Raw genomic sequence first — 10,853 nt, forward strand, 5'->3', positions numbered from 1 at the left:
CGCCAATTGTGAAGAAATTATGTAGCTAACCTTAAAGGAACCTTAGTTTTACCATATAAACCCATTATTTCAACCCTGCCAGCCATGATGCCAACGCCTTCAATTCTTCCTCTTTCAGTGCCACTTGGAACGGCGGCATCCCGCCACCACCCTTTTGAATCCGCTTGATGATCTCCGCTTCATCTAAACGTTCTCCCACTTTTTGGATATTAGGACCTTGTCCGCCTTGTAATTGATTACCATGACACGAGATGCAGAAATTTTGATAAATCTTAGGAACGTCCACTTTTACCGCCGCCGATTGCGTTTCATTTTGTTTATTTCCACAGGCCGATAAGCCGAGAGCTAGAACAATGACACCAAACCACTTTAATTTCATAAGCGCGAAGCTCCTTCAATCTGTTATATTTCTCTCATCATACCAGAGCTTAGATTGTAAAATAAAGGAGTTCGCCGCATTCCGGTCTAATACTGCTTACGTTCGTCGGTGTATAAGGAATTTTTAGCGTTTTAGCAGCTGAGCTGAATCCCCTAAGGCTTCACCAATGTTCGAAGAGAACTATTATTCAGAACAACAGCCTAAAATAACTGCGAAAGTGCAGGTATTTTATTAAAATCTCGTTTCAGAAGTGGAAAACCCTGCCATTATGCAGGAATCTTTAGCTTTTCCATCCTGAAAATAAAAAAAGACCGAAAAAGCCTGCACGTTTGCAGGAATTTACGAATATGAGCTATTTATAGAAAAAAAGCATGTACAATTGCAGGCATACCAATACCACAGTCACTACTTCTCGTTAAAAATCACCCCAGCCCAAAACACTTATTCTTTCTGGCGATAAAAATATGGGCTAAGCTCCACTTAACTGCAAGCCCAAATTCTTATATGTTAAAAAAGACATGGCACGGGGCATTTTAGTCCCGGACCATGTCTTTTTTATGCAGTTAAAGGTCGTCCTCGCCTTTTAAGCTAATTTCAACCGAATGACGTTCCACGATGCTTTGCCTAGTACCGCCTGAATCTGGCTGTTTGACGACAGGGTCGCATTACCGCCTGTGTGAGGCTTCACCCGATCCTGGGCATCAATGGTATTCGAAGCTTTCAGATCATCGTTCTCCAGTACGATATGCTCGATAACTCGGCAATCACCAAAACTGCGTAAATCCAGCTCCAGTGGAAGTGCTTCCTCTAGATGACGGTTAACCGCGAAGATCGTCACTTCGGACTTGTCTTCGTTATGAACGGCAACAGCTTCCAAATAAGGTACATCCGTATAATCCTTCGAATCGTATTTCGGTGATTTGATCAAAGGCACAAGAACAGTCCCCCGTCCAAACACACTTGCATGCATGTAAGGATAGTAGATCGTTTGCTTCCAGGCTGCTCCCCCATTCGCTGTCATGATCGGTGCGATGACGTTAACGAGTTGTGCCAAACAAGCCATCTTCACACGATCCGCACGCTTCAACATGGAGATAAGCATACAACCAACTAACAAGGCATCTTCGTGGTTGTAGATATCTTCAAGCTGCGGCGGCGCAATGGACCAAGGTTCTATTTTGCGATCCGCATCGTTGGAATGATACCAAACATTCCATTCGTCGAAGGATAAGTTGATTTTCTTCTTACCGCGTTTTTTGGCCTGAATGTAATCCGCCGTCGAGATCACCGTATGGATGAAATTATCCATGCCCATTGATTGTGCAAGGAAATTGGCAGAATCCTTATCACGATTGCCATAATATTGATGCAGGGAAATATAATCGACGTGATCATACGTATGCTCAAGTACAGTCGCTTCCCAGTCAGGGAAAGTCGGCATAAGTAGACTAGAGCTGCCACAAGCAACAAGCTCGATAGAAGGGTCAACCCACTTCATGACTTTGGCCGTTTCACAGGCTGTGCGTCCGTATTCCGCAGCAGTTTTGCTGCCCGTTTGCCAAGGACCATCCATTTCGTTGCCTAGACACCAGGTTTTGATATTATGAGGTGCCTTATACCCATGAGAAATCCGTAAATCACTCCAGTAAGTACCACCTTTGATATTAGAATATTCAATGATATCTCTTGCCTCATCCGGACCGCGAGTCCCCAGATTAACGGCCATCATGGCTTCTGTATTTGCTTTGCGGCACCAATCCATGAATTCGTTCAGTCCAACTAGGTTAGGTTCAATGGTACGCCAAGCCAGATCAAGCCTTTTCTTACGCTCTTCTAACGGTCCAATGCCATCCTCCCAGTTGTAACCGGATACAAAGTTGCCTCCCGGATAACGAACAATCGGAACATCCAAACCTTTTACCAGCTCCAGTACGTCTGCTCGAAAGCCTTGCTCATCCGCTTGCGGATGTCCAGGTTCATAAATTCCGCCATAGACTGCACGTCCCAAATGCTCAATAAATGAGCCATAAATACGAGAATCTACTTCTCCGATTATAAAATCTTTGTCGACAATCATACTCGCTTTCATAGACATTGCGTTCACCTCGTAGTATAATTAATGAAAATATGAATCAGTTAATACATTTATTATGTTCATGACTATATTAAACAATAAATAGCGGATGATTTCAAGCTTTTCATCTGCCTTTTGTTGAATTCATATTTTCATTAATTAGTCTACTTATGAGGAGATTGTTCGATGATCCAAACGACAACAGACCGCAAATGGCTGCCGCTGTATGAAGCGCTGGCTAGCGATGTGCGGCTTAAGATACTGGAACTGCTTGCTGAGAAAGAGATGAATGTTAAGGAATTAGCCCATATGCTGGGATTAAGCAGCGCCATCGTAACTATGCATGTAAAAAAGCTCGAGGCCGGAGGGCTTATTCAGACTGATTTAGTTCGCAAGCAAAGCGGCACGCACAAAATGTGCAAATTGGCCATCTCCCACATCGAAATGCGGCTCCCGCAGCCCATAGAGCAGCAGCGAGTGTTCGATGAAGTTGCGATTCCAGTTGGCCATTACACACGCTTCGAAGTGCATCCAACCTGCGGTCTGGCTACGGCTGATCATGTGATTGGTCAGTATGATGATCCGCGCTTCTTCTTCGAGCCAGAGCGGATGCATGCCAAGATTCTTTGGTTCGGCAGCGGCTTCGTGGAGTATCGCATTCCGAACTATGTGCTGCCCGGTCAGACACTTGAAGAAATTGAGATTTCGCTAGAAATCGGCTCTGAGGCACCTGGAATTGAAGCGAATTGGCTGTCCGACATTCATTTTCACGTCAATGATACGCTGCTCGGCTATTGGACAAGTCCCGGTGATTCGGGACAAGGCCGCGGCCAACTCACTCCTGCCTGGTGGCCGGATACGATCAACCAATATGGTTGGTTGAAAATCATCCGGATCACAGAGCAGGGAACCTTCCTTGACGGACAGCGGCTATCGTCTGTCTCGATCAAGGATCTCCCTATGTCCCGCAACGAGTGGACATTGCGGCTCGAAGTGCCGAAGCATGCCGCGCATGTCGGCGGTTTGACCTTGTACGGTGAGGGGTTTGGCAACTACAACCGTGACATTCTTTTTCGCACCTACCGCAAGTAGGGGGCGACTTGTGTAAATGCATGGATTAGGGGCTGAAAGTGAGCCTGTCAAGTGCACTTCTTTACAGGCGGCCTATTTTTTGGATCCCGGTCCGGCCGATCATGCCGGACCTTGCCTTACGGCGAGTAATAGGCTATCCGAAGCCATCTTTTGGGATGGTTATGGCTCAATACCCTTTACTTTAGCTTGCTAGGTAACCATGATTTACTCGAGGGAACGTCGATTCGTTATTTGGACGAAAAACGCCGAAATCATGAGAAAGAGGAACGACAATGCGTTATTTCGCAGTTTTTGGCTCTGGATCGTTCATATGAGCAAATTAACGCCTCTACGTTCCTCTTCATCGATTTATAGCGGGGATTTCCAAAGCTAGGGGATAATTCTTCATGCTTCTTTCCACGTCATCAAATACTAATGTAGCAGCATACAATCAGCAGTTGAGAGGTCTTCTTCAGACGTCTCAGGATACTTCCGCTCCATTCGGACCCCCGAGATGACCCATTCTGCCTTCTCAGGACGCAAAACCGCTAACTTGCCTTCTCTCAAGAGCTGAGAGGTCCTTTTCAGACGTCTCGCACCACTTTAGCTGCATTCGAGCCTCCGAGACAGCCTTTTCTGCCTATTCAGGATGCAAAACCCACTAACTTAACTTCTCTCAGCAGCTGAAAGGTCCTTTTCAGACGTCTCACACCACTTTACGATGAATACATCCGTTTCCACGATAGCCCAATAAATTATCTATTAAAAAAGAGCCCAACTCATCTCACAATGGCTGCTCTCAATCCATTAACACCAAATTCCAAATACCCCTTCAGACAGGTCAACATATAAACCCAACCTTCTTTATTATCTATCAATTGACTTAGTAGGTCCTCATCATTTTCATTAAAACCTTCTTCGTTAACTTCAATAACGGTACTTGAATTATCCAACTCTTTCAGTGTAATCGTTACAACATTTCCATCGTCCGTTGCACCCCATTGGAAAACGATTTTCTTATTTACCTCGATTTCCAATACTTTGATATCCACTTGTGCCTCATATTCCTCATATCTCCAAGTAATCATCTTGCCTTGCTCCAATCTTCCAGAGCCCGAAGAAAACCAATAATTAGACATTTTCACAGGGTCTATAAGAGCTTCGAAAACTTCATTAACGGGCTTAACTATTTTAAATTTCGTAAGGTTGTTCAACCTAAATCAACTCTCTTCGTCTTGATGTAAGTGACATAAACAAATGCTGCATCCGTCATTTTAATCCTCCGCTTCAAGCTTCCTTTTAAGTTCAAGCAATGCTTCGATACGATCACGATCATATTTGCTGATCCAGCGGTCATAAATCTCTCCAATGGGTGCCACATTTAGATAATGAATTTTATTTCGGCCTTGCCAAACAATAAGTATTAGATTCGCTTCCTCCAATATAAGCAGGTGTTTGGTTACGGCTTGACGCGTCATCTCAAGATGTTCACATAGTTCGTTTAATGTCTGACCATTATTCTTGAAGAGCTCGTCAAGGAGTTGTCTTCGGCTTGAATCAGCAAGAGCTTTAAATACTTTATCCATGCACTCATTATATGCAACCATTTATGCATGTCAAATTTGGTTTTTTGGAATATTCCGCCTGTTTGTTCCATTCTCGAAACCCAAAAAGACACGGAAGAGCAATTCCGTGCCTCTCAGAAACATATTTCACCCAACCAACCTACGCATGCATGCCCACACCAACAGCCTCAGCGCTCCCAGAAGCAGCAGCGCTCTTATCCCGCGCCTCCGCTCGGCGCAAATATTTCATCTGGCGCCAACGGATGATAACGAGAATGCCGCGCAAATATTCGTCGCAAATCATGGCGACATAAATACCCGCCAGTCCCCAGCCCATGTGCAAGCCCAAGACATAAGAAAGACCCGCGGCCACTCCCCACATCGAGAATAGCGAGATAATCATATTGTAACGGGTATCGCCTACCGCGCTCAGCGCATTACCGAAGCCCATATTGAGCATTCTCCCCGGCTGCAGGATAAGTGTCAGCACCAGACACGAAAGTCCCAGCTTAATAATATCTGCGTCTGAGGTGAAGAAGCCGAGAAAGCTTTTGCCGACAAGAAAGAGAATGATGCTGTTGAATCCAACCAAACCGAGTCCAATCCATGTTCCTCGATACCCGCTCTTATAAGCTTCTTTGATATTTCCAGCTCCATACAGATGGGCTATCTGAATTTGAACAGCTAAGGCAATGGAATAGCCTAACATAAAACAAATCGACTCGAGCGTGTTCATATACGTTCTCGCCGCCAATTCCTTAGCTCCCATCGTGGCAAGGAACGTGTAGATGGTCAACTGCGTTAATACCCAGGAAGACATGTTCACGCCGAGCGGCCAACCTATTTTCAAAATATCGCCAAACAGCTTTCGATGGAATACGATCAGATCCCGCCACTCCATCCTCTGCTCAAACGCGGAAACGAACATAAACAGCAGCAAACACGTCGCGAGCAACCGGCTCACAAGTGTCGAAATGGCCACACCCGTTAACCCCAGTTGAGGAAATCCGAGCTCGCCATATATAAATCCATAGTTAAACACGATGTGTATCACATTCATACCAATAGCCGTAATCATCGGCCTCTTGGTGTTCCCCGTATTCCGAATTACGGTGCTAAGCGAAGCAGTCAAAGCTGTCAAAACCATCCCGCTCCCCACAATCGAGATATAGGTTTCAGCCAGAGGAAGCAGCCGTTCCTCCAAGTGGAAGAGATTAGCCAGAGGTCGAGCTTCCATATAAAGAATCACACTCAGTACACTTCCTATCAGTGCGCTGACGGTTACAGCCATAATGGCAACGGTGCGTGCAGATTCATTCTGCTTGGCTCCTATTTTCTGAGCAATCAAAATCCCGGCGCCACTCGCAACCGTCATAAATAAGATCATCATCGCTTGGAACAGCTGGTTCGATAAACCGACCACCGCCACCGCATCATCCGATACACGGCTCACCATTAAGGTATCGACGGCACCTAAAAGCAATTGCAGAAGCAATTCGACGAAAATAGGCCAAGCTAGAAGCCGCAGTGTAAACTTGTTTTTCTCTTTAACCATGTTTTTCACCATCCGATTATCATCTCTCTTTTTGTATAAATGAAACTTTGTTGTCTGCTCAAATTATAGATGCTATAGTTGACATCATGTATGAATATTGCAACTTAAAGTTTCAAAATTCCAACCTCCATTCAAGAGATGAAAAGGTGACTCCGATGGCATTTATCGAAATGACTGTCCCTCCGCTGCCGCACTACATTACAAGCGGTTTCAGCATGATATCCAAAGGCAGCAAACATCCGAGCAGACGTAATATCCAAGTGTTTGATTTACTGATCACCACATCGGGCTGCTTCTATATAGGCGAGGAGGATGCTAGGTTCGAGGTAGCAGCTGGACAAGCCGTTATTCTAAGGCCGGACAGCTATCATTTCGCTACACAAGTCTGTTCCGAGCTGACGGGTACTTATTGGATGCACTTCCACGCAGGAGGACCATGGGCTATGGTAGACCATTCGGTCCAACCTATACCTCTGGAAGATCCAAGACAAACTCCAATTGAGCCATTTGCTGTAGAGCCATTTACGATTCGGATCCCGCAATATACAACACTTCTGCAGCCAGAAAAAACCTATGACCTGCTCGAACAGCTTCAGCAGCTGCATCCAAGCGCTCATCAGAGCAGTGTCCGTTATGCCCAGCAGCAGCTATTTCATGAGCTATTGCACCAGCTTTCCGCTTCCACAGACAACGATCATCCCTCACCCTCCAAGGCTTGCGCGGAAAAAGCGGCCGCCTATTTAAGGCAGCATTACAAAGCTTCCGTTTCAGCCAAAGAACTCGGTGATCATGTCAACTTCCACCCTGTTTACATTGCACGCTGCATGCAAAAAGAATATGGCTGCTCCCCGACGGAATACCTGCTCAGATTAAGGATCCAGCAGGCTAAGCTGCTGCTGCTTCAAACTGATCTTCCCGTTGCGCATGTCGCTGAAGAAGTGGGTTTTGAGCAGCCTGCCTATTTTGCCACCTGCTTCACCAGAATGGAGGGTATCTCTCCTCGCAAGTACAGGCAGCAGTTCTCACGGGGATAATGAACGAACAACTCGATGGCATATATAAGCTAACTTCAAAATACAGTTAACTTATATAACTTAGAGGGAGTTGACTTGATATGGAAAATCAGCAACATGCACCTGTCCTAAGTGTAAAAGACTGGATGATCATAATCCTGCTCCTTGCCATTCCACTTGTGAATATTGTGATGTTATTCGTATGGGCATTCAGTAAAGGAGAAAACCCTTCGAAATCAAATTATGCCAAAGCTAGCTTAATCTGGGCTCTCATTGGACTCGGTCTCTATTTTATTTTCTTTGTCCTCTTCTTCGGCGCAATGATGTCGAATATGAATCAATAAACCTTCTCCCCAGCAGCTATCCTCCTTGCGGCCTTAACCGCTTGGGGATAGCTCTTTTTATGTTATACTGAAAAAAAATGATAAGGAGCCTACGACCATGTCCTCCCCCTTACATTGGAAAAAGTCACTATGGATTCTATGGGGTGCTAATTTCTCCGTTATGTGCGGCATGAATCTCGTTCTTCCATTTCTACCGCTCTACATCGGAGAACTCGGGGTTCAAGATCTTGGCGAAATTGTACGTTGGACAGGCTGGATTGTCGCTGCACAGTTCATCACTTCGTTTCTCACTCAGCCATTATGGGGGGCTATCGCGGATCGACGCGGGCGTAAAATCATGCTGCTTCGCGCCGGGTTCGGGATGGCGATTGTGACAGCGCTTATGGGCATCGTCACGTCACCGTGGCAGCTGCTGTCTCTGCGGCTGCTCAACGGCATCTTCTCCGGCTTCATCTCCATGGCGGTGTCTCTTCAAGCTTCCGTTACACCGCCGGAACATTCAGGCAAGTCGCTCGGCACCTTACAAACGGGAGCTATTGCCGGATCGCTCATCGGGCCTTTGCTTGGTGGCTTGCTGGCAGGGATCTTCGGCTACAGCCATGTGTTCTTCTTCACTGGCGGGCTCATGCTCTGTGCGAGCATCATCGTCATGATTTTCATTAAAGAGGAGCGTAAGCCTCCCTCTAAGAAAAAAGAACGACAGCGCACCAATTGGCGGCTGTTTCGGCCTTTGCTCCCAGTCTTCGCTGCTTCCCTGATCACACAGATCGGAATGATGAGCATCGAGCCGATTGTGACTGTGTACGCGAAGACCTTATATACCGGCAGCCACTTGGAGCTGTTCGCTGGTCTAATCGTTGCGATTACCGGCATCGCGAACTTGTTCGGCGCCCCATCCTTAGGGAGACTCGGCGACCGAATCGGCCAGCGTAAAACACTCGTGATCGCCTTATCGATGGCGGCTCTTGCCTTCATCCCGCAGGCTTTTGCCACTAGCATCACAATGCTCCTAGTCGGCAGGTTCCTGCTTGGGCTGTTCATCGGCGGCATGATTCCCTCTCTGAATGCGCTGGTCATGAAGCTGGCCCCCTCTCAGATTCAGGGGACCGCTTACGGCTTTAACACCTCATCGCTGTTCCTAGGCAATCTGATTGGCCCTTTAATTGGCAGTCACCTTGCGGCAGCGTACGGTTTCACGTCCGTCTTCTATGTCACGATGGGCATTTTACTGCTTTGTGCTGGATTCGTCTTTACGAATCGCAGTTTAGACAGTCATTACCATTCAGAAACGGCTTAACACAACCCATTTCATTTAAAATTGGAGGATCACTATGAAACACGAAATTCTATACAAAGGCGCATTTCCTATGTTGAAGGTTGAGCTTGAAGCAGGCGAGAACATCAAGGCGGAAGCTGGCGCCATGGTCTCGATGTCCCCCAATATCGAACTCAAGGGAACCGTAGAGGGCGGTATCATGCGCGGTTTAGGCCGAATGCTGAGCGGCGAGAAATTCTTCTTCCAAGAACTAACTCCAACCAGAGGATCGGGCGAGGTTTTACTGGCACCTACAGTCATTGGCGATATTGAAGCCGTAGAACTGGACGGATCCTACAAGCTGTATGTGCAAAAAGACGGCTTTCTTGCTGGAACATCCGGCATTCAGGTGAATACGAAAATGCAAAACCTGATGAGCGGCTTTATGTCAGGCGAGGGGTTTTTCATCGTTGAAATTAGCGGAAGAGGCACCGTGTTCCTCTCTTCCTACGGCGCTATTCATGCCATTAATCTAGCTCCAGGGCAAGAAGTAATCATTGATAACGGGCATCTCGTCGCTTGGCCGGATTATACGCAGTATACGATTGAAAAAGCAGCCAAAGGCTGGTTATCCAGTTTGACGAGCGGCGAGGGCGTTGTCTGCCGATTCCGCGGCGAAGGTGTCGTGCTCATTCAAACGAGGAACCCGCAGGGTTTCGGCGGTTGGATTAAGCAGTTTATTCCAGGCGGCAGATAAGTGCTGCGAGATCCAAACAGTCTAGGTGGCAGTTATGTGCTATGGCATCCGATCCCGTGATTAGAGTAACTTGCGAGCTAAATTAGAGTAACTTCTTCGATGATATAAACTAGTTTGCACAAAAGAATTTGAAGGTTTCAAATGAAGTTCTCAATTCTAAAACTTCATTTGGATCCTTTATTTGGAGCTACTTTGGTGCTTCTTTTGGTACTTCTTTGGTGCTTTTTTTTGGAGCTTCTTTTGGTACTTCTTTTGGTACTTCTTTTGGTACTTCCTCTTTTAAAATGTTGTATTTTCGAGTCAATTTCATAATTCAAAACCCTTGCTACATAAGGACTTATACCGCATTCAAAAACAGTCACCTACCCAAGATATCCATTAGGTGCCAAGATATCATGTTATTCTCCGTTTAAGTATTAAAAATCAGGGCATTTAAACGGATAAATCTCTTTCTTAATTCTGTAATTGGTTTGAATTCTACACTTTACTTGAACGTTAAGAGTCTNTATTAGGTGCCAAGATATCATGTTATTCTCCGTTTAAGTATTAAAAATCAGGGCATTTAAACGGATAAATCTCTTTCTTAATTCTGTAATTGGTTTGAATTCTACACTTTACTTGAACGTTAAGAGTCTCTAGGGACTCCTATTTTTACAAAATACGGTGAAAATGAAGAGATAGCAGTCTCTAAAGGCTCTTATCCAACTGCTTTTCTCCTAAATTCACACTTTACTTGAACGTTAAGAACATTCCTGTAGACGCTAATATTTGGCCTTTGAAATAAAAGGAGCGTCTCCTGTACGATGGGGTTGCAACGGGTCAATGCCCTTAATAGCCCAT

At 45.8% G+C, this 10,853-nt stretch carries 11 protein-coding genes; 5 read left to right on the top strand and 6 right to left on the bottom strand.

Features of this window, described 5'->3' with window-relative positions:
- Positions 1-64: 64 nt before the first annotated feature.
- Positions 65-379 (bottom strand): c-type cytochrome, encoded by a 315-nt coding sequence (locus ASG93_RS09370; protein ID WP_056831130.1) that lies wholly within the window; start codon positions 377-379, stop codon positions 65-67.
- Positions 380-962: 583 nt separating this feature from the next.
- Positions 963-2,474 carry an alpha-N-arabinofuranosidase gene (locus ASG93_RS09375; protein ID WP_056831132.1) on the bottom strand — a complete coding sequence of 504 codons (1,512 nt, stop codon included), beginning with the start codon at positions 2,472-2,474 and terminating at the stop codon, positions 963-965.
- A 165-nt stretch (positions 2,475-2,639) separates the two neighbouring features.
- Between ASG93_RS09375 and ASG93_RS09380 the strand changes: the two genes are divergently transcribed.
- Positions 2,640-3,545: an ArsR/SmtB family transcription factor gene (locus tag ASG93_RS09380; RefSeq protein WP_056831134.1), complete on the top strand. Its 906-nt coding sequence runs from the start codon at positions 2,640-2,642 to the stop codon at positions 3,543-3,545.
- Positions 3,546-4,303: 758 nt separating this feature from the next.
- On the opposite strand, the gene ASG93_RS09385 is transcribed toward ASG93_RS09380, so the two are convergent.
- The 3 genes from ASG93_RS09385 to ASG93_RS09395 all read right to left on the bottom strand — a co-directional run bounded on the left by ASG93_RS09385 (position 4,304) and on the right by ASG93_RS09395 (position 6,644).
- On the bottom strand, positions 4,304-4,738 hold the full coding sequence (locus ASG93_RS09385; protein WP_056831136.1) for an SRPBCC family protein: 435 nt from the start codon (positions 4,736-4,738) through the stop codon (positions 4,304-4,306).
- A gap of 60 nt (positions 4,739-4,798) precedes the next feature.
- Positions 4,799-5,110 (bottom strand): ArsR/SmtB family transcription factor, encoded by a 312-nt coding sequence (locus tag ASG93_RS09390; protein WP_056831192.1) that lies wholly within the window; start codon positions 5,108-5,110, stop codon positions 4,799-4,801.
- A gap of 139 nt (positions 5,111-5,249) precedes the next feature.
- Positions 5,250-6,644: an MATE family efflux transporter gene (locus ASG93_RS09395; protein WP_056831194.1), complete on the bottom strand. Its 1,395-nt coding sequence runs from the start codon at positions 6,642-6,644 to the stop codon at positions 5,250-5,252.
- A gap of 155 nt (positions 6,645-6,799) precedes the next feature.
- Here ASG93_RS09395 and ASG93_RS09400 point away from each other — a divergent pair, with 155 nt between their 5' ends.
- The 4 genes from ASG93_RS09400 (at position 6,800) to ASG93_RS09415 (ending at position 10,013) form a co-directional block, all read left to right on the top strand.
- Complete coding sequence (locus ASG93_RS09400; protein ID WP_056831143.1) at positions 6,800-7,678, top strand: helix-turn-helix transcriptional regulator; 879 nt, start codon at positions 6,800-6,802, stop codon at positions 7,676-7,678.
- 80 nt (positions 7,679-7,758) lie between these two features.
- Positions 7,759-8,001, top strand: coding sequence for a hypothetical protein (locus tag ASG93_RS09405; RefSeq protein WP_056831146.1), 243 nt, complete (start codon positions 7,759-7,761; stop codon positions 7,999-8,001).
- A gap of 97 nt (positions 8,002-8,098) precedes the next feature.
- Positions 8,099-9,298 (top strand): MFS transporter, encoded by a 1,200-nt coding sequence (locus ASG93_RS09410; protein WP_056831148.1) that lies wholly within the window; start codon positions 8,099-8,101, stop codon positions 9,296-9,298.
- Positions 9,299-9,332: 34 nt separating this feature from the next.
- Complete coding sequence (locus ASG93_RS09415) at positions 9,333-10,013, top strand: TIGR00266 family protein (protein WP_029194582.1); 681 nt, start codon at positions 9,333-9,335, stop codon at positions 10,011-10,013.
- Between the two features lie 187 nt (positions 10,014-10,200).
- Here ASG93_RS09415 and ASG93_RS36780 read toward each other — a convergent pair whose 3' ends face one another.
- Positions 10,201-10,323: a hypothetical protein gene (locus ASG93_RS36780; RefSeq protein WP_268796001.1), complete on the bottom strand. Its 123-nt coding sequence runs from the start codon at positions 10,321-10,323 to the stop codon at positions 10,201-10,203.
- Positions 10,324-10,853: the final 530 nt, after the last annotated feature.

This window comes from Paenibacillus sp. Soil787, from assembly GCF_001429545.1.
Taxonomy (GTDB): Bacteria; Bacillota; Bacilli; order Paenibacillales; family NBRC-103111; genus Paenibacillus_E.

Excerpts from the sequence above, each read along its gene's own strand:
- ASG93_RS09375 (WP_056831132.1), bottom strand. The coding sequence starts at position 2,474 with ATGTCTATGAAAGCGAGTATGATTGTCGACAAAGATTTTATAATCGGA.
- ASG93_RS09390 (WP_056831192.1), bottom strand. The coding sequence starts at position 5,110 with ATGGATAAAGTATTTAAAGCTCTTGCTGATTCAAGCCGAAGACAACTC.
- ASG93_RS09395 (WP_056831194.1), bottom strand. The coding sequence starts at position 6,644 with ATGGTTAAAGAGAAAAACAAGTTTACACTGCGGCTTCTAGCTTGGCCT.
- ASG93_RS09380 (WP_056831134.1), top strand. The coding sequence starts at position 2,640 with ATGATCCAAACGACAACAGACCGCAAATGGCTGCCGCTGTATGAAGCG.
- ASG93_RS09410 (WP_056831148.1), top strand. The coding sequence starts at position 8,099 with ATGTCCTCCCCCTTACATTGGAAAAAGTCACTATGGATTCTATGGGGT.
- ASG93_RS09405 (WP_056831146.1), top strand. The coding sequence starts at position 7,759 with ATGGAAAATCAGCAACATGCACCTGTCCTAAGTGTAAAAGACTGGATG.
- ASG93_RS36780 (WP_268796001.1), bottom strand. The coding sequence starts at position 10,323 with ATGAAATTGACTCGAAAATACAACATTTTAAAAGAGGAAGTACCAAAA.
- ASG93_RS09370 (WP_056831130.1), bottom strand. The coding sequence starts at position 379 with ATGAAATTAAAGTGGTTTGGTGTCATTGTTCTAGCTCTCGGCTTATCG.
- ASG93_RS09415 (WP_029194582.1), top strand. The coding sequence starts at position 9,333 with ATGAAACACGAAATTCTATACAAAGGCGCATTTCCTATGTTGAAGGTT.
- ASG93_RS09400 (WP_056831143.1), top strand. The coding sequence starts at position 6,800 with ATGGCATTTATCGAAATGACTGTCCCTCCGCTGCCGCACTACATTACA.